Source organism: Actinobaculum sp. 313 (assembly GCF_003073475.1).
Classification (GTDB): domain Bacteria; phylum Actinomycetota; class Actinomycetes; order Actinomycetales; family Actinomycetaceae; genus Asp313.
In genome coordinates this window covers 2,469,986-2,488,186 of the sequence record NZ_CP029033.1, presented here as the reverse complement: position 1 = coordinate 2,488,186, position 18,201 = coordinate 2,469,986, and the positions used below count along the sequence as shown (strand labels likewise).

At 59.5% G+C, this 18,201-nt stretch carries 15 protein-coding genes; 7 read left to right on the top strand and 8 right to left on the bottom strand.

The window, feature by feature from the left end; genetic code table 11:
- Positions 1-64 precede the first annotated feature (64 nt).
- The 4 genes from DDD63_RS10720 to DDD63_RS10705 all read left to right on the top strand — a co-directional run bounded on the left by DDD63_RS10720 (position 65) and on the right by DDD63_RS10705 (position 6,345).
- A complete protein-coding gene (locus tag DDD63_RS10720) occupies positions 65-3,316 on the top strand; it encodes an ExeM/NucH family extracellular endonuclease (protein WP_125482519.1) in 3,252 nt (1,083 codons plus the stop codon).
- Positions 3,317-3,508: 192 nt separating this feature from the next.
- Positions 3,509-4,831 carry a C1 family peptidase gene (locus DDD63_RS10715; protein ID WP_108716364.1) on the top strand — a complete coding sequence of 441 codons (1,323 nt, stop codon included), beginning with the start codon at positions 3,509-3,511 and terminating at the stop codon, positions 4,829-4,831.
- A gap of 141 nt (positions 4,832-4,972) precedes the next feature.
- Positions 4,973-5,941, top strand: a complete 969-nt coding sequence (gluQRS, locus tag DDD63_RS10710) for a tRNA glutamyl-Q(34) synthetase GluQRS (RefSeq protein WP_346426215.1) — start codon at positions 4,973-4,975, stop codon at positions 5,939-5,941.
- Positions 5,942-6,141: 200 nt separating this feature from the next.
- Positions 6,142-6,345, top strand: a complete 204-nt coding sequence (locus DDD63_RS10705) for a hypothetical protein (protein ID WP_108716362.1) — start codon at positions 6,142-6,144, stop codon at positions 6,343-6,345.
- A gap of 118 nt (positions 6,346-6,463) precedes the next feature.
- On the opposite strand, the gene DDD63_RS10700 is transcribed toward DDD63_RS10705, so the two are convergent.
- The 8 genes from DDD63_RS10700 to DDD63_RS10665 form a co-directional block, all read right to left on the bottom strand.
- Positions 6,464-6,643: an Rv0909 family putative TA system antitoxin gene (locus DDD63_RS10700; protein ID WP_108716361.1), complete on the bottom strand. Its 180-nt coding sequence runs from the start codon at positions 6,641-6,643 to the stop codon at positions 6,464-6,466.
- 369 nt (positions 6,644-7,012) lie between these two features.
- Positions 7,013-7,540 carry a Cys-tRNA(Pro) deacylase gene (gene ybaK, locus DDD63_RS10695; RefSeq protein ID WP_108716360.1) on the bottom strand — a complete coding sequence of 176 codons (528 nt, stop codon included), beginning with the start codon at positions 7,538-7,540 and terminating at the stop codon, positions 7,013-7,015.
- 63 nt (positions 7,541-7,603) lie between these two features.
- A complete protein-coding gene (locus DDD63_RS10690; RefSeq protein WP_108716359.1) occupies positions 7,604-8,014 on the bottom strand; it encodes a hypothetical protein in 411 nt (136 codons plus the stop codon).
- A 349-nt stretch (positions 8,015-8,363) separates the two neighbouring features.
- Entirely contained in the window at positions 8,364-8,645 is a 282-nt protein-coding gene (locus DDD63_RS10685; protein ID WP_108715876.1) for a WXG100 family type VII secretion target, read from the bottom strand.
- Positions 8,646-8,977: 332 nt separating this feature from the next.
- Positions 8,978-9,298, bottom strand: a complete 321-nt coding sequence (locus tag DDD63_RS10680; RefSeq protein ID WP_164505388.1) for a WXG100 family type VII secretion target — start codon at positions 9,296-9,298, stop codon at positions 8,978-8,980.
- Positions 9,299-10,173: 875 nt separating this feature from the next.
- On the bottom strand, positions 10,174-10,608 hold the full coding sequence (locus DDD63_RS10675; protein ID WP_108716358.1) for a hypothetical protein: 435 nt from the start codon (positions 10,606-10,608) through the stop codon (positions 10,174-10,176).
- A gap of 484 nt (positions 10,609-11,092) precedes the next feature.
- Entirely contained in the window at positions 11,093-11,815 is a 723-nt protein-coding gene (locus DDD63_RS10670; protein ID WP_108716357.1) for a hypothetical protein, read from the bottom strand.
- A gap of 184 nt (positions 11,816-11,999) precedes the next feature.
- Positions 12,000-12,779, bottom strand: a complete 780-nt coding sequence (locus DDD63_RS10665; protein ID WP_108716356.1) for a hypothetical protein — start codon at positions 12,777-12,779, stop codon at positions 12,000-12,002.
- A 288-nt stretch (positions 12,780-13,067) separates the two neighbouring features.
- Here DDD63_RS10665 and DDD63_RS10660 point away from each other — a divergent pair, with 288 nt between their 5' ends.
- From DDD63_RS10660 to DDD63_RS10650, 3 genes are all read left to right on the top strand, one after another.
- Complete coding sequence (locus DDD63_RS10660) at positions 13,068-14,777, top strand: hypothetical protein (protein WP_108716355.1); 1,710 nt, start codon at positions 13,068-13,070, stop codon at positions 14,775-14,777.
- 337 nt (positions 14,778-15,114) lie between these two features.
- Positions 15,115-15,459 (top strand): hypothetical protein, encoded by a 345-nt coding sequence (locus DDD63_RS10655; RefSeq protein ID WP_108716354.1) that lies wholly within the window; start codon positions 15,115-15,117, stop codon positions 15,457-15,459.
- Complete coding sequence (locus tag DDD63_RS10650) at positions 15,459-18,182, top strand: hypothetical protein (protein ID WP_108716353.1); 2,724 nt, start codon at positions 15,459-15,461, stop codon at positions 18,180-18,182. Before DDD63_RS10655 ends, DDD63_RS10650 begins: the two co-directional genes overlap by 1 nt.
- Positions 18,183-18,201 lie beyond the last annotated feature (19 nt).

Here is an 18,201-nt window from a genome sequence, read left to right as displayed (position 1 = left end):
TACCCGTAATGTAGTGCTACTGGTAGCCGTCACACGCAGACGGATTGAAAGAAGGGACACACACGTGAGACTCAAAAGACTGAGCCGCGCGGCGGTGCTCGCAGTGGCGGGAGCAATGGTTGCCGTACCGCTGGTAACCGTGCCCGCAAGCGCGACCCCCGCTGGCGATGCCATCGTCATCAACGAGGTGTACGCGCGCGGTGGCAGCGCCAACGCCGTTTACAAGAACAAGTTCGTTGAACTGTACAACCCGACGGATGCCGAGATCGATCTGGCGGGTCTTAAACTGCAGCAATTCTCAACGGCGGGCAAGGCCGGCAGTTCAGTGGACCTGGCGGGCACGGTCGCTCCGCAGGGCTACTTCCTCATTCAACTCGGTTCGAACGGAAACACCGGTGGGGAGCTGCCCACACCTGATCTGCAGGCGACCAATGTTCAGCCCGGTGGCACCGCTGGTGGGCTCGGCCTTCTGCAGTCGACTGCCTCCATCACCGTGACCGGAAACGTTGCCGGACAGGAGGGTGTGGTCGACTTTGTTGGTTGGGGTACCTCGCCGTTGTTCGAAGGTGCCGCAGCTACGAGCACTGGCAGTAACACCACCCCGCTGGCCTGGCAACGCAACGAGACCGGCGTCGATACAGACTCGAATCTGAATGACTTCTCCATGGTCTCGCCCAGTCCGCAGAACGCGGCGGGCGAAGGCCCGAGTACAGAGCCGACGGACGAGCCGAGCACCGATCCGACAACGGATCCGGCCAGCGAGATCACCCCAATCGCCGATATTCAAGGTTCGGGAGCACAGTCGCCCTTGGTCGGTAAGACCGTCACGACCCGCGGCGTTGTCACCGCGGTGTACCCGACCGGTGGTTTCAACGGCGCTTATATTCAGACCCCCGGAACCGGAGGTACCAACGACGACGGTATCTCGGACGGCGTCTTCGCCTACGGTTCCGCATTCGCGACCGCAGTGCAGATCGGCGACTACGTTGAGGTGACTGGTTCGGTCACTGAGTACAACGGACTGACCGAGATCAATGTCAACGCATACAGCAAAGTAGACGAGCAGGTCGAGGCGCCGACGCCGGTAACGCTTGAGCGCATCCCCGCCGATGAGCAGGGCAAGGAAGCGCTTGAAGGCATGCTGGTGGAAGTGGCGGGCCCGCTGACTGTTACCGACAACTATTCCACTAATCGTTACGGTCAGATTGGTCTTGCCTTCGGTACGGAACCGTTGCGTCAGCCTTCCGATAAGTACAACCCGAGCGAAAATCCGGATGAAATCGCGGCCCTGACCGCTGAGAACGAGGCGAATAAAATCACCCTCGACGACGGTATCTCCTGGCAGTACACCGGCTCCAACAGTGCACGTACCGATATTCCCGTTCCGTACATCTCCTTGGAGGAGCCGATGCGGGTGGGTGCTGCCGTGACACTCAAGCAGCCGATGATCCTGGACTACCGTTTCCAATGGAACCTGCAACCAACCGGCCCGGTGACCGGCGTCGACGGTGACCGTTCCAGCGATTACGTGAGTTTTTCCAACACCCGCACGGAGAAGCCGTCCGATGTGGGAGGCGACATCACACTGTCATCCTTCAACGTGCTGAACTACTTCACTGACCTTGGTGAGAACGAGGCGGGTTGCAAGGGATATGCAGACCGTGAGGGCAACCTCATCACCACGAATAACTGCGATGTGCGTGGCGCCTACCGGGCCGCAGATTTCGAGCGTCAGCAGGAGAAGATTGTCGCGGCGATCAACTCGCTGGATTCCTCCGTCCTATCTCTGGAAGAGATCGAAACGTCATCCCGTTTCGGTCATGAGCGTGACGAGTCTCTTGCCGCGCTCGTGGATGCGTTGAACGCAGACGCGGGTTATGAGCGGTGGGCCTACGTTCCGTCGGCTGCGAACCTGCCTGCGAACGAGGACGTTATTCGCCTTGCCTTCATTTACCAGAAGGCGCAGGTCAAGCCGGTCGGTGAGTCGCAGGTGTTGGTGGGTGAAGCCGTTTTCACAGGGCTGGCTCGTGAGCCCTTGGCACAGCGGTGGCAGGCTCTGGACGCGGACGGCAACGGATACGGCGAGGAGTTCGTCGTCGTCGTGAACCATTTCAAATCCAAGGGATCACTCTCTTCGTACTACCCGAATGACACGGATACATACCAGGGTAATAACAACAAACTGCGTGTGTCGCAGGCCGAAGCACTGGCCAAGTGGGTGGATTCCGAGTTTACGGATGTCCCAGTTTTCTTAGTGGGCGACTTCAATGCCTACACGGCGGAGGACCCGATGCGGACGCTACAGGCAGCCGGATATACGGATGTTGCGCTCGCGCAGGGAGTAACCGACTACTCGTACCAGTACAGCGGCCTGGTCGGTTCGCTTGATCACGTGATGGCGAACGAGTCCGCCCTCGCAATGGTGACGGGTGCCGATGTGTGGAACATCAATGCGATGGAATCCATTGCCTTGGAGTACTCGCGCTACAACTACAACGTGAAGCAGCTTTACGACGCATCTCCGTATCGCTCTTCGGATCACGATCCGGTGAAGGTGGGACTGAAGATCACCTCGACACCGGAAGATCCGAATGCAGATGCGAAGCCCATTGCCGATGAGTGCATCGCGAACGGAAGCTGCAACCTGTACTTCAGCAACGATTTCGCGACGTCGAAGGCCGAGTTGGGGATGAAGGTGCAGTCCGGCGACGAAGTGCTGGTTGGCGACTGGGATGGTGACGGCATCGATACGCCGGTCGTACGTTCTGGTAACAAGTACATCTTCTATGCAACGAACCGTTCGGATTCGGAGACATGGACCATCAACTACGGTCGTGCCGGTGACCAGGCCCTAGTCGGTGATTTCGATGGCAATGGCAAGGATGAACTCGCGGTGAAGCGCGGTAATACCTTCTACCTTGCCGCAGGAACTGATCAGGGTGGGGCGGCAGCTCGGACCGTGAGCTTCGGGCGTGCCAGCGACGTCGGCATGGTCGGTGATTGGGACGGTGATGGCGTTGACACCGTTGGCGTTCGGCGTGGTGCACTTAATCTGCTGCGTGACGACTTCGCCGGTGGAGCCGCCACCACGGAGTTCGTGTTCGGGCGGGCTACCGATACGCCGCTGGTCGCCGACTTTGACGGCGACGGTAAGGATGGCATCTCCGTTGTTCGGAACAACACGGTGTTGCGAAAGGATGCGTTGACCGGTGGAAACGCCGATGCTGTCTTCGCTTTTGGTAGCGCACGCGATGTCCTACTAGCCGGTGACTGGGACGGTGACGGTTCGGATTCCGTCGCGGCCTATCGGCGGTAGTGCCGGGCTCGCGGTTATCGAAGGCTCGTCGTAGCTTTTGGGAGGCGATGGGTCAGTAACTCAAGGGGTGCGGATCGGGAGACCGGTCCGCACCTCTGTGCTGTTATGTGCGCTGCCTGGACTGAGTGCTCGTCCGAGTATCACGTCACACCGATGCCCGGGTAGCATGGGACAGGTTGAAAAGGAGGACACATGACAGATGAATCGTTGAGCCCAGACATGCTCAGCACATTCGCCCAAGAATTTGATGCCGATACCGCGGCACGTATTGTTCAAAACGCTGTCACAGAAACGCCGGTCACCAAGGTCGCAATGGACCGTCGCATTGTCACATCAATCGATCCGTCCATGTCGGTCAAGGTGGACACCTGGGCAACAACCAACCAAAAGAAATCCGGGCGTTGCTGGTTGTTCTCCGGCCTGAATGCTTTCAAACCGGCGGTCAATGAGGCGACCGGGCTGAAGTCCTTCGAGTTCTCCCAGAACTACCAGCACTTCTGGGACAAACTGGAGAAGGCCAACTACTTCCTAACCTCCATGATCGAGCTCGCGGATCGCGATATTGACGACCGTACCGTTCACTACCTGCTGTCGGATCCAATTGGCGACGGAGGCCAGTGGAACATGTTCGTTGCATTGGTGAAGAAGTACGGGGTCGTGCCAAAGTATGCGATGCCGGAGACCGAGTCATCGTCGAATACGCACAACATGAACCGAACGTTGGAGATGTTGCTACGGCGCGGTGCGCGTGACGTGCGGAAAGCCGTGGCCGACGGCAATGATGCACATGCTGTAAAGACCTCAGTTATGCAACAGGTGTACCGGGTGCTTGCCATTCACTTGGGGACGCCGCCGACGTCGTTCATCTGGCAGTGGGAGGATAAGGACGGCAAGTTCCATCGCCACGGTGAAGTGACACCACAGGAGTTTGCACAGTTGTATGTGCCGGACTTGGATGAATACGTCTGTTTAGTCAATGATCCTCGTGAGACCTCTCCGATGAACCGCCTCTTCACGGTTGATCGCCTCGGCAACGTGGTGGGGGCGAGGCCAGTGACATACCTGAACGTGCCAGTCGAGGTTATCCGCTCTGCGACAGTTGCAACCTTGCAGGATGGTCAGCCGGTGTGGATGGGATGTGATACCTCGAAGCAGTGTGACCGCGAGCGTGGCATCTGGGATGGCAACCTGTACGACTACGAGGGTACCTATGGCATCGACCTGGAGATGACGAAAGCGGAAGAGTTGGAATTCGGCGAGGCCATGATGACCCATGCCATGGTGTTCACCGGCGTTGACCTGGTGAATGGCGAACCGCGACGGTGGCGAGTGGAGAACTCGTGGGGCAAGGATATTGCAGATAAGGGGTTTTTCACCATGAATGACTCCTGGTTTGACCAACACGTATTCGAGGTTGCGGTGCATCGCTCCCGGCTTTCCGCTGAGTTACTGGCGGTTCTAGACGAGGAGCCGATCATGCTGCCCGCGTGGGATCCGATGGGGTCGCTTGCCTGAGTGCGTGCGCATACCGGACATGGTCTTGCTCTGGGAGTGGAGTGCGATGCACGCAGCCTGCGCGTGGCAGCATGGCGCGGTTGATGGTTCGCGGCAGCGTGGGCCGGGCAAGTGCCGCTCGGGATCGGGCGGGCACTAAGCGTGGCCGGGCGTTTTGCGCCGTCGCCCACCGGCGACTTTCATCTGGGTAACCTGCGTACCGCTCTTCTGGCATGGGCGTGTGCTCGGAGTTCCGGGCGGCAGTTCCTTCTGCGGATGGAGGATCTCGACGAACGTTCTCGCCCGGAATTCGCCGCCCGGCAGCTCGCCGATCTGGAGGATCTGGGTATTGGCTGGGACGGTCCGGTGATCTACCAGTCGCAACGCCAAGCGGAATATACGGCCGCCTATCGCGACTTGGACGATGCAGGCCTACTGTACGAGTGTTATTGCACCCGTAAGGAGCTAGCGCAGGTTGCCTCCGCTCCGCACCGCCCGCCGGGATCCTATCCGGGAACCTGTCGCAATCTGACGGACGCAGAGCGCGAGGTGGGCCGCGCAAAGCTATCCGGAATGCAACGCGGCCCGGCTATGCGACTGCGCTGTGATGTGAGTGCCCTGACTGTGCATGACGCCGTCGTCGGCGACTATACGGGAGCAGTTGACGATCTCGTGATCCGTCGGGGCGACGGTGTGTATAGTTACAACTTTGTTTCGGTGCTCGACGACGGTGCCGATGGGATCACGCAGATTGTTCGCGGCGATGATCTATTGGCATCGACACCGCGGCAAGTGTATCTGCAACGACTTCTTGATTTGCCGACACCCGAATATGTGCACGTGCCGATGGTATACAACGCTGACGGTGTACGGTTGGCGAAACGTGACGGAGCGGTGACTCTGAGGCAGTTAGCGGGCTTCGGATGGGCTCCGGCAGACGTCATACAACTGTTGGCTCAGTCGTTGGGGATGCTCGGTGTGCGCAGCGCAGAGGAGTTCTGTGAGAATTTGGTACCGGATGAGAAGGCCGTACCGGGAGGGTTGCGGGTCGAACCCTGGTTGCTGGATCCGGTAGTGTTGGAGGAGGGGCCGCAGAGTAACCTCATACAGAGCAGTGGAAGAACGCGTTAAGTGCGTTGGAGTGTCTTCTATGTGAGGTGTCGGCATCATGTCGCCTGACGCGTCAAATTAGGAGATTGCCGGTAAAGCACAAGCGGGTACTTTACCTGTGGTAAAACGGTGTTACTGCAGGTAGGGCGGTCATGCAGGTGAGGTTCGCTTGGAGCCGCTGGCACGTGCGGTGCCGCCGTTCAGTGAAGGGAGTGTAACCAGTGAGAGCAGAACCGGGAACAGGGCAGCACGACGACGAGACCACTGGTGAGACTTCCGCACGTCAGCATTCGGGCGGCTATGACTTCGGTGGATATGTGCCCGGGGCGGACTATTTCCCGCCACGCAAGCGGCGAATCATGCCGGTCCTCGCTGGTATTGTGCTGGTCGCGGTTGTGGTTGCCGTGATTATTGCGGTGCGATGAACGCGACCACTCTAGCGCAGCGAACGCGACCGCTGCGCTGCGACGAGAGAGGGTGCCGACTGTCTCCAATCGGCACCCTCCGGCCAAGGGATGACCTTGGCGATACAGGCAGGCGGGGCTAGTTGCCCTCGTTGCCAATCTTTTCGTCGATGGCGTTGCGAACCTTCTTGACGGTGTCAGCTTTATCCTTACCGAGCTTGCTCGAAGCAAGGGCTTCGGCCTTATCAAGAATTTGGTCGCTCTTTTCCTCCACCTGCTCGCTCTTCAGAACACCCTTGGCCTTGTCTAATATGTCCATAAACGACCTCCTTCTCTCGGCCTACCGCCAGTCGGTTGACTAGCTTGACATTAAAGATAGCCGAATTCGGCGGTAATGGGAACGTGGGGCGGTGGGTGTCGGCGGAGGTATTGAGATCGTCGCGGCTGTGAGTGTTGGGCGGCGTGTGTACGGCCGCTGGTCCGTCGTGTGGGCTGTGCTGCACGAGGAGAGGAGTGGAAGATGAGAGGAGTGGGAGGGGACTCGAAGCGGCGCCGAAAGAAGAGCAAACGCTGTATCTTTGGGGGTGGAGGTCTCCATGTAGGCAGGAGAACAAAGCAAGGCAGGCAGCAGAACAGGCCAGCATTCGGCGCTCGTCGGTAAAGCAAGTCGGCAGAAGGGCAAACGCTGCTAGAAATGGCGTGATTGATCGGCAATCTCGGCGAACGTCGCGTGAGTGAGTGTCGCCAAATCGGTGGGCGCAAGGCGCACTGAGAGGGAGCGTTTCCCGCCGGAGACATACATGTGGGGGAGCTCCCGTGCAGAAACGTCAATGTATACCGGCGATGAGGTCTTTTGACCAAGAGGCGAGATGCCACCGGTGACGTATCCGGTGAGACGTTCAGCCTTTGCTGATTCCAGCATGGCCGCGTGCTTTCCGGAGGCTGCCTTGGCAAGTGACTTGAGGTTGAGGGTTGCATTTGCGGGGACGACGGCGCAAACCGGATTGCCATCGACCTGTGCCATGAGAGTTTTGAAGATGCACGCCGGGTCTTCACCGAGGACTTGAGCGGTGTCCAAGGCATAGCCTGCTTTCTGGTGCAGGGAATGCTGGACAGTGATCGTCTCATGCGGAGTGCCGGTGACCCTGAGCAGTTCCAGCGCTGCGGTTCCTGTTGCCATGCTCCCGTTTTGCGATCCACGACGTTTCTTTGCCATGGCCCCAGGATAGTGGCCCTGGTTTTGGTTTTGGGTGAGTTGTTTTCGGCCTTGTGTGGTTGTTTAGTCGTCGGTGTAGTTGGTGATGTCTGGGATGGGGGTGTAGGTTCCGCCTGCTCGGACGCCTTGTTCCATTCGGGTGAGGCATTCGTCGAGGTAGGCTTGGAGTGCTTCGGGGGTGAGGTTGAGGGTGGTGGCGGTGTCCTCGTCGATGGCGTTGAGTGCGTTGACGGCGATGTGGAGAGCGTCGAGTGCGTTGGTCAGGTCACGTTCGGTGTCGCGGATGGCCGTGGCGGTCTCGCCGTTAGTCTCGCCGTAATTTGGCGGGTAGAAGGCGATGACCTCGTTCTCGGTCCAATCCTCAGCTTGTGATTTCTCGTAAGATGCGCGTAGGTCGTTGAATTCGTGGACGACACCGTCGAGCCAGTCCATGGTGTCGGTGAGTTTTTCGGGGTCGAGTTCGAGGTCTGCCATTACTGGTCTCGTTTCTTGCTGGTTGTGGTGATTCGCGATGTCTGGATATGTGGGCAAGTCGGTGGCCGGTAGTCTCTGGAGTGCCGGGCCTCGGGGGAGTGCCCAGCGGTGGTGCCGAGCGTACGGCTGAGCAGTGGTCCCGCGGAAGGAACGTGGACTACGGGATACCTCTCAACCCGCCGATAAGCGCTAACGCAGGCCACCGGTATGTGCCTATGCCACTGGTAGGCGTCTATGCGCGTCACTGACTGGTGCCAATGCGTGAACTCGCACCACGACCGCAAGCGGACGTGGTCTTGTGTGGTTGTGGGGTGGTGTGTGGCCCCGGGGGTGGGGCCACACGGGGTGTTTAGCGGAAGCGGTTGGCTGCGCTTTGGTCGGTTTGGAGGTAGTTTTGGCCGGATGTGGCCACGCGTTGTGAGGCGGCGCGGAGGAGTTCGTTGAGTTCTTGGGCGAGTTTGTCCCATTGGGCTTGGGCTTCGGAGTAGGCGGCTTGGGCATGGCCGTCCCAGCGTTCCCGGATACCGTTGAGTTTGGACTCGAGGTTGTTCAAGATATCATCGATACGCGAGTACGAGCTGGACATGCCCGAAGAGCCGGACTGTAGTCCCTCAAAATTGACTTGAATCATGGGTTCGTTGTTCTTTCCTTACTCTCCCACCACCGGTAGTGGTGGGCCCACTGGTAACCCTGATCAGTTCGCTGTCATCTGCCACGGGCCCAAGACCCGATGGTCTGACTTGATCGGCCTGCCAACCACGACCACTTCCGTCGTCCAGGGTGCTGGACTATACAAGTGATAGTCCATGCCCGGCATGCCGCGAGGCTAAGCGGACGGTATGGGTTACGAGTGAGTATCTGTCATATTGGTGTGTGTTTGCCTGTCCGGCTGTCCTGGTGCAGGTGAGCTGTGTGTGATGTGCAGGCTACCTGTGCGAAGACACCGACCGGGCCACTGCGGGGTTAGCCGCCCAGGAGGCCTTGCATTTCTCCCCAGGAGGAGGACACGTCGGCTTCGGTGTCTTCAACTTGGGCGGCGGTGCCGGTCAGGTTGGCGGAGAACTCGTCGAGCACGGCGTAGAGTTTGCTCACTCGCGTGTTCCAGTTTTGTTGGAAGTTCATGAACGCGGCAGCACCCGAGCCTTTCCAGGCGCTGGCCCAGCCAGCGATTTCGTTTTCTAGGCGGGAGATTTCACCGGTGAGTTCTTCTTTAGCTGAGGCCACGAGTTGGGCGCCTTCCCGGATCGCACCATCATCGCGTAGCTGGTTAGTGTTGATAGACAACGGCCACACACTCCTTCACATAGTTGTCGCATTCGTGTTTGTTCTTTTGTGTAGTGTGACCACCGGTGTGCTCACACTAAGTGAGGCGAGCGCAATGGTGTCACGTGCTCCTCACCCTAACCAGCCCCCGCCCGGCCCGCTAGCCAACCCAATGGGTATCAATACCCATTGACAACACACACCACCCCATGCTAGCCACCCCACACAACACGACGTGTGGGGTGGTGGGCAGGATACCATCGGGCTACTAGCACCACGCCCTGAATCGTTGTGAACACGCCAAAAACCCGACACGCCCGTCCCGTTCCTGGACGCGGAGCATCATCGCGTACATGCCACGCCCAGCCGACCGGCATGACAGCCGACGAGTTACCCACACCACACCCAAACCTTCCACAATATGAGACGATCTATGAGGCGGCATGTCAACCACCACACAAGACAACCACCCAGACAACACCGCGAGACACCCAACCCGGCGAGTCACGCGATGAACGATCATGACCGTACCCGTCTCATCCCCGCCCACCCGCAACCGACCTGTCTAGGGCAGACCAGAGCGCATCACCCCACTCGCGCATGCAGACAGACCAACGGCTCGCCTACCACCACCAGTGACCCACCGGCCCACCCACCCACCGAAACAAACACCGCTGCGGTGCAACGGCCCGCCTCCTGCCTGTACTCGCTCGCCAACGCATCGAAACAGACACCACCCACAACACGCCAACCCCTCAACCACCAACACCAACGAACGGCATGGTGGTCACGGGGTCGGTGTGGTTACGGGGTTTCCGCTCTACTCGAGTGCCGTAGTCGTGGGTTGTTGTGTGTTTGTGGTTGTGGCAGGTGGGGATGCTCGTGGCTGGTTGGGGTTATGGGGTGGTGGTTGGTGTTGAGGTCGTCTCTGTTGGTGCGGGGTAGGGAACGCTGGTCCAGGGTGTCTTGTTGTTCGGGTCGCGCATGTCTTGCATTTCGATGGTGGTCAGTTCGAAGTCGCCGCGGACTTGGTAGAACAGCCAGCCTTCCCCAGACTCGCCGGGCTCCAACAGTGGAAGATTGAGAAGGTAATCGTCGCCTCTGTAGCGAGTACTGACATCGAAGTAGTACGGTTCGTGTAGTTTGTGTCCGTTGGTGTAGCCGTCGAGGCGTTCTCCAAGATCTCCGTAGGCGTCGGCCCGTTTGTTGCCGGTGTTGGTGACGCGGAGTTTGACGCCCAGGAACCGGTGACCCTCGATGACGATGTCGACGGGCGGGTCGTAGGTGGTCAAATACTCGGTGACATCAGGCTTGTACTCTAAGACTTCCACGCTCCACTCCCCGATTTGCGTCGCCCCGGAGGTGGGCGAGACCGTGGTGGGGCTCCGGGGTGGTCGGCGTGGGAGCGGGGCCGGTTGTACTGCTAGTGGCTGGTGGTGTCGGCGCAGTGTGGCTGCGTCCAGCGATCGTGATCCCGGTGACCACCACCGCGATCACGATGAGGGCGCCGACGAGTGCCCACGCCCATCCAGGCAGACTCCGCCTGGCGGCATGTGAAGTCGCTGTGTTCGGTAGGCCGTTCGTACCCGGCGTGACGGTTGTGTGCAACTGGTGGTCCGTACCGTTGGGTTGTGGTCCGGCCGCTGGTGGTGTGGTCATGGGGTCTCCGCTCTGATCGGTGTTGTCGGTCGTTATCGTTCTTCGGTTGTGACTGGTTGGGTGCTGCAGGGTGTGAGAAGCTAGCGTCCCTTTTCAGTAGTAGCGTGCACGTCTGATCGTGGTGTGGCTGCGGGGTCACGGGAGGTCGAGCTGGGGTTATGGGGTGGTGGTCGGTGTTGACGTCGTCTCTGTTGGGGCGGGGAAGGGGACACTGGTCCAGGGTGTCTCGTTGTTCGGGTCGCGCATGTCTTGCATTTCGATGGTGGTCAGGTCGAAGTCGCCACGGACTTGGTAGAACAGCCAGCCTTCCCCGGACTCGCCTGGTTCTAGGTAGCGGACATCTGAAAGGTAGTCGTCGCCTTCGTAGCGAGTACCAACATCGAAGTAGTACGGTTCGAAGGCTGGTCTCCCGCTCTCGATGCCGTCGAGGCGTTCTCCGAGATCTCCGTAGGCGTGGGCTCGTTCGTTGCCGGTGTTGGTGACGCGGAGTTTGATGCCCAGGAACCGGTGGCCCTCGATCGTGATCTTTACGGATGGGTCGTAGGTGGTCAAATACTCGGTGACATCGGGTTTGTATTCGAGGACTTCAACGCTCCAGTCCCCGATCTGGGTCACCCCAGACGTCGGCGAGGGCGTCGGTTCCGGCGTGGCCGTGCTTGGCGTAGGTACTGGGCTTGTCGTGTGGTCACTGATCGCCGGTGTGGGTGCGGCGTGGTCCCTGTCGGCGATCATGATCCCGGCGATGACGACGGCGATGACGATCAGGCCACCAATGAGCGCCCAGGCCCAACCTGCCAGACCCCGCCGAGTGGTTGTCGCAGCGGTAGCGCCCCCGGTGGGGTCGGGCGCGTTACTGTGTAGGGCTGGTGGTGTGGGCATGGGGTCTCCGCTCTGCTCCGTGTTGTCGGTCGTTATCGTTCTTCGTTTGTGGCTGGCTGGTTGGGTCCTGCAGGGTGCGGGAGGCTATCGTTCCTCTTCACTAGTAGCGGGCACTTCTGATCGTGGTGCCGCCGTGAGGCCAGGTCGTGGTGTGGCAGTGAGGTCATGGTGGGTCGGGTTGGGGTTATGGGGTGGTGGTTGGTGTTGATGTCGTCTCTGTTGGTGCGGGGAAGGGGACACTGGTCCATGGTGTCTTGTTGTTCGGGTCGCGGCGGTCTTGCATTTCGATGTCGGTCAGTTCGAAGTCGCCGCGAACTTCGTAGAACAGCCAGCCTTCCCCAGACTCACCAGGTTCCAGGTAGCGGACATCTGAAAGGTAGTCGTCTCCGCGGTAACTGACTCCAACATCAAGATAGTACGGTTCGTATAGTTTATGTCCGTTGGTGTATCCGTCGAGGCGTTCTCCGAGCTCAGTGAAGGCGTTGGCCCTGTCTCCGGTGTTGGTGACGCGGAGTTTGATGCCCAGGAACCGGTGGCCCTCGATCGTGATCTTTACGGGTGGGTCGTAAGTGGTCAAATACTCGGTGACATCTGGCTTGTACTCTACAACTTCCACGCTCCAGTCCCCGATCTGCGTAGCCCCGGAGGTGGGCGAGACCGTGGTGGGTTCCGGGGTGGTCGGCGTGGGAGCGGGGCCGGTTGAACTGTTACTGGTGGCTGGTGGTGTGGGCGCGGAGTGCTGTCTGCCGGTGATCATGACGCCGGCGATGACGACGGCTATGACGATCAGGGCGCCGACGAGTGCCCACGCCCAGCCAGGCAGACCCTGCCGAGCAGCCGACGCAGTGACAGCGCCTCGAGTTGGGGCGGGGGTGTGGCTGGTTGTGGCTGGTGTTCGCGTATCGTACGACTGGCGACCCGGAGTGGTGGGATCCGGTGTGTTCGTGTGCGGTGGTGTGGTCATGGGGGCTCTCCTGTCTGATCTGCTGGTCGTGGTATTGATTGTTGCAGGTTTGTCCGCATCGTGCAGGTCTCGAGCGTGAGCAGGCCAGGGACGTTTCTACTCTACCGGTTGTCGTTGAGATCAGGGGAGGGTGGGTTTGTCAAGTTTATCGTGTGGGTATTGATACCCATAGCGGACGGGTAGGAATGGGCTGTAGGGTCGCGAATAGAAGTTGTCACCGGCTGCGGTCATCGGTGGCGGCCAAGCCAAATGAACCAAGCATCGTCGGCGAGGAGATTGGAGACGATTATGGCGAGCAGGGAACAGCGCAGGCGTCTGGAGGATATTGCTGCTTTCGACCCGGACCAAGCGTATGAATTGTCGCGAAAGCTTGGCGACATCAGTGAGGGTTTTGAGCAGTTGCGGGGCACGATTGCTCAGCGGATGAATCCGGATGATTTAGGGATTCGTGGCGCGGCGGGTGAAGCGTTTCTGAGCTCAATGGACGGTATCCGGCAAAGAATGGCACGACACGCGGATGATACGCAGGCGATGAGTGACTCGTGCAAAGTTGTTGGTGACGCCGTCGTGGAGGCCCGTGAGGCGCATGAGGAGATTAGTGCGGATACGACGTCCTCTGATGCGACGTATGCGGCGCAGTCGGGGATGCTTAATGGTGTTGCGACGGTGAATCCGGATGTGGATGTGACGGGGCAGTTGGAGCATGCTCACCAGGCGTATGAGGCCCGGGACGCGGGGTATGAGGAGAAAGCTGCGCGGATGGTGGATTATGTGAGTGAGGAAGTGGACCGTGCGATCCGTATGCTGCCCCGGTCGGAGAAGTCAGCCCCGCGTTCGTATGTGACCTACATGCCGCCGTCGTCGTCTGGTGTGGATTCGTCGGTGACGGGCCTGCCGTCCGATGGTGGCGCGTCGTATGCTGCGGCGTTGGCGGAGGGCCGCCCGGCCGACACGGACATGGATGTGGATGTGTCGGATGGTGGTGGGTCTGTTGTTCCGTCGGTGGGTGCGATTGCTGCTGGTGTGGGTGTTCCTGGGAGTGCGGCGTGGATGTTTTCCTGGTATGCGGGTGAGCGTGTGGAAGGCATGGTGGGCACTCCACAAGGGCGGATGATCCGAGCAGATTCCGCAGAAGCACGCTACCTGTATGGTCCGGGTGAAGGTAATCTGATGGACCGGGTCCGGGAAGCCGGACGCCTCTCGTTCCAGGACAACAACAACCCCACAGGCAGTGCTGCTGGTGCGGCCGGGGCCGCCGCGGGTGCTGCTGGTGTGGCCGGGTTGGCCCGTGGAGCGGCATCTGGCATGCGGTGGAGTAATGCGCAGCAGATGGGCATGCGCCCCACCCGTATCCCCTTATCAGGCCAACCCCAACAAGGCACCGGGACCCGGGGAACCGGGACCGGGACACGAGGCACGGGTGTGCGTGGTGGTCAGGCCCAGCAGACTGGCGCCCGCAGCACCGGCGTCCGCGGGACGGGCGTCCGGGGTGGCCAGACACAGCAGTCCGGTCGTGGAACCGGCGTAAGGGGCGGACAGGCCGCTGGTGGCCGTGGGACGGGTGTTCGTGGTGGGCAGGCCCAGCAGACTGGAGCCCGTGGCTCAGGTGTTCGCGGGACAGGTGTGCGTGGCGGCCAGGCCCAGCAGGCTGGTGCCCGCGGCACGGGCGGTGTTCGTGGAGCGCAAGGACAGCAGTCTGGTGTGCGTGGTGTCGGGGGCATGCGTGGTGCTGGTCGTAAGAAGGATGAGCGGGAGCGGAAGTGGAGTCCGGAGGTGTGGTGTGCTTTGCGTGGTCGGGAGGTTCCGGATCCGCAGGAAGAGGAACGTCGCAAGGAGGAAGCGCTCAAGCGGTTGGATGCGGTGTGGTTGAGCCGGCATGGTGCGGAGAGTGTGCGCGAGCGTGAGCGGCGTGAGGCTGAGGAGGCTACCCGTCGTGAAATGTTCTCCCGCCCCCTCCTGTACTGGCGGCCGCCCCGCGAAAACGGACAACAACAATGACACCGGCATGTAGCAGTCACGGCTCCCGGTGCCCGCGGGCATGTGTGCCCGTCGGCCCGGTTAGGCGGTTGGTTGATCCGGTGGTGCGGGGGCGGGTGCCATGAGTATGTGGGTCTGTGGCCTGTGGCGTGCTGGCCGGGGCGTGGAAACAGGTGCCAGTCGGGGTGCGTGCGGGAATTGTCCCTGGGGTGTGCCTCGCGTTCCTTGGTGTGGGCGTGTGGACCGTCGGGGTGAGCGGGTTGGTTGGAACGTGGGACGAAGGACCGCTGAGCGGGTTGGTTCGGTCTCTATATAGTTGTGGAATACTCTAGAAAGCTGTGGCGAGGGAGACATAGCGATGAGTATCGAGTTTGATCGTGAAGCGGTGGGGGTTGCCGCGAACGAGAACTGGCATGATGCGGATACGTTTGGTGCGATTTCTGCGTTGATTGAGGCCACGGATGTTGATGAGTGCGTGTCTGACACGCCTTCTGGTGTGGGTCCGAAGACGAAACAGATGCCTGGCAGGGTTGTGGCGTTTAAGCGGATGATGCGTGATGTGGTGGCTGAGTTTTCTGATGCGTGTGCGATTTTGGGGTCGGGCACGGATGGTGCGGTAGCGAATTTTGATGAGACGGAGTCTACGGAGTCGCAGTCGTATTTGGATCTTGAAGCGCGTATGAGTGGCGAGGAGAACGAGTGATGGCCGGGTTTACCTTTGAAGTGCCGCAGGATACGTCAGGGGCGTGCTATCTTGCGGCGAATCGGTTTGGGCGGGCTGGTAACGAGGTTAATGCGACGCAGGTCGGAGCAGCGTCGTCGTCTGGTGTTGCGGGCTGGGCCGGTGAGGCTGCCGATGCGTATATGGATCAGATTGAGGGATTGCATTCTAAGACGATGGCCTTGTATGACGTGTTGCTTGATGCGGCGACGGCGTTGCGGTCGTATGGGGATGCGGTGTTGGAGGCGATTGCGGATGTTGGCCGGGTGCAGAGTGACTATGACGCGGCAAAGGAGACGTATGAGCGTGGGTTGGACGTGGTCGATGGGTTAGAAGCCGATCTGGCTGCGAATCCGCATGTGGGTTACACCCAGTCGTATGTGGATACGCGTCGTGAGCGGTGTGAGTCGGAGTGGGAGGCGGAACAGTCGAGGTTGCAGGATAGGTATCGGGGTGTGTTGGAGGTTTTGGATGAGGCGGCGTCTACGGCGATGACGGCGTTGGCGGCGGCGCAGGACAAGATTGTGGATCCGAAAATGCCGTCCGGTTCGCGTGATGAGGTGGCGTTGAATGTGTTCGGTGATCTGCCCTATGTCTCGGGTGAGGCGGCCTGGGACCTTGCGCAAACCGATGCGCATAGGATGTCGAAGTACATCTTGGATGAGAAGGTGACGGCGGAGGAGGTTGCCGAGTTCAACGAGAAGTATGGCGATAAGCTCTCCGATCCCTTCGTCGCCAACGCGTTGATGCAGTACGTCACCCCGGAGGACCTAGTGAAGTTCTCGGTGCGTGCGGGTGTCGTGCGCGATGTTGATGATGAGGTCCTCGACGATGTGTTGCGGGGGACCGGTGCCGCGGTGGTGTTGGGTAGTGGTGGGATGAACCTGGAAGGTGGCAATGCTGAGCGGCAGGCGTTATTGGAGATCGTGCGGCCCGGGCTGAAGAACTATTCCGGCCAAACGCTGGACGAACAGACCGATGCTTTCCTTCAGGCAATGGAGAAAACGGGGCGGACGGCGTTTAACACGCAGGATATTAGCAGTCGGAGTCTGTTCACCAAGCCGGTAGATGGGTACACCGTCATGTCACAGTTGATGGGAGAGGCAGGGCGCGATAATCCGAATTTGGCGTTGGGTCCGGCCTTCTTCGAGGCGACTTCTGGTGAGGGCCTGTCTGTTGCTGAGGATATAGTTCTCTGGGACTCACAGACGTTGACGTGGGCGACGCACAGTGGCTACAGCGATACGGTGTCCTTGTTCGGCCTGGACAAGTCTATGTGTGACCCGTTGCATGCCTTGTATACGTTGATGGACCGCCCGGAGGCTTTCGATGCCGATAGTGCGACTCCTGTACTAGCGGACTTGGAGGAGGGCCGGTTACGCGTGGTGCAGAGTTTCCTTGTCTCAGACACCCCTGAGGGTATGGATGTCAACCATGACGGAGTAGTGGATGCCAAGGACGAGCCGAAGAATATGACTCGGTATCTCACTGGCGGACGAGTGAGTGGCGAATATTGCGGTTTCCAAGACGAAGGCGAACAGTTTGGCCAGGTCATTCAGCAGGCGACCTTTAAGGAGCCGGGTCTGGATCGGGATGTAGTTGGCGACGAAGCCTGGGAAGCGCGCCGTCAGCTTAATCGGGATGCGACAGAGATCGCGACGCAGTTCATGTGCGGCTATCAGGATGGAATGGATGCTCATGCGGGTGACTATGTTGATGGGCAGAATGAGTTTGGCCACAACAACTCGGCATTGCGCTCTTGGTCAGGGGTGATTCTAGCGCCACACGTTCAGGGTATTGCCTTGGCGCTTAAGTTCCCTGGGGGAGAACTCAATGGGGCTCAGGTTTTTGGTGACGATTTTGTTGTAGCTTTCGATGAGAAAACACTCACTAAGCTGCACGGTGCAAATGGAATGCTGCGTGATCTGGGTTTTGATACTCCGGTGCGTAACGATAACGGGACGCCCAATGATCTTACGGACGATTATTGGGAAGGTGGCAGGGCACCAGCAATTGACAATCTAATCGTTGCTTCCGGCATGTGCTACGACGAACAGTTGGACGCGGCCTTCTCTGGAGAAGGTAATAACTTGCCGTCAGCCGTTGTTGATCGGTGGACTCCCATGTTCGAGACCTTGTTTACGGCGCCGGAAGATGCCAATGACCAGCAGGAGGCGGTCTACAAAGAACTCAACGCCCGATGGAACGGACTTCTCGAGAAAGGGTTGGGTGCTATCCCGTTCGGCCCGCTCATCAAGAGTGAGTGGGTGGAGTACTTCATTGACCAGGGTAAGGCGAATGGTGTGGCACCCGTTCTGGACTCATTCTTGTCCGATGATAAAGGAGAGGACGGTGAAAAGGCGGAGGCGGTTAGCGGCGCACAGGGATTCATGCGTGAGAGGCTGTATCGGTCGATGATCGCGCACGGGTCGTTTGACGATGTGGCGAAGACTCCTGCGGAGTACCACACCGACAATCCGTTAGAGGAGGAAGAGATTTTCTTTAACCTCGAGGACGGGTCAATCCTGTCGTTCGACGAGATGGAGCCTGAACAAAGGGAGGCGTTTAGAGCCTATTTCCGGTGGCTAGGCACCGAAACGGGGGACTACTACGCCGCTGTGGATTCGATCCAGTCTTCAATGGCAACAGCTGACTATCAACACGACAATAACTATGCCAAGACGGGAGAGGATCGGGATAACTAATGCTTGGGAGACCGAGGAT

Coding starts and splice junctions, on each gene's coding strand:
- DDD63_RS10715 (WP_108716364.1), top strand. CDS start 3,509: ATGACAGATGAATCGTTGAGCCCAGACATGCTCAGCACATTCGCCCAA.
- DDD63_RS10700 (WP_108716361.1), bottom strand. CDS start 6,643: ATGGACATATTAGACAAGGCCAAGGGTGTTCTGAAGAGCGAGCAGGTG.
- ybaK (WP_108716360.1), bottom strand. CDS start 7,540: ATGGCAAAGAAACGTCGTGGATCGCAAAACGGGAGCATGGCAACAGGA.
- DDD63_RS10690 (WP_108716359.1), bottom strand. CDS start 8,014: ATGGCAGACCTCGAACTCGACCCCGAAAAACTCACCGACACCATGGAC.
- DDD63_RS10685 (WP_108715876.1), bottom strand. CDS start 8,645: ATGATTCAAGTCAATTTTGAGGGACTACAGTCCGGCTCTTCGGGCATG.
- DDD63_RS10670 (WP_108716357.1), bottom strand. CDS start 11,815: ATGCCCACACCACCAGCCCTACACAGTAACGCGCCCGACCCCACCGGG.
- DDD63_RS10665 (WP_108716356.1), bottom strand. CDS start 12,779: ATGACCACACCACCGCACACGAACACACCGGATCCCACCACTCCGGGT.
- DDD63_RS10660 (WP_108716355.1), top strand. CDS start 13,068: ATGGCGAGCAGGGAACAGCGCAGGCGTCTGGAGGATATTGCTGCTTTC.
- DDD63_RS10655 (WP_108716354.1), top strand. CDS start 15,115: ATGAGTATCGAGTTTGATCGTGAAGCGGTGGGGGTTGCCGCGAACGAG.
- DDD63_RS10650 (WP_108716353.1), top strand. CDS start 15,459: ATGGCCGGGTTTACCTTTGAAGTGCCGCAGGATACGTCAGGGGCGTGC.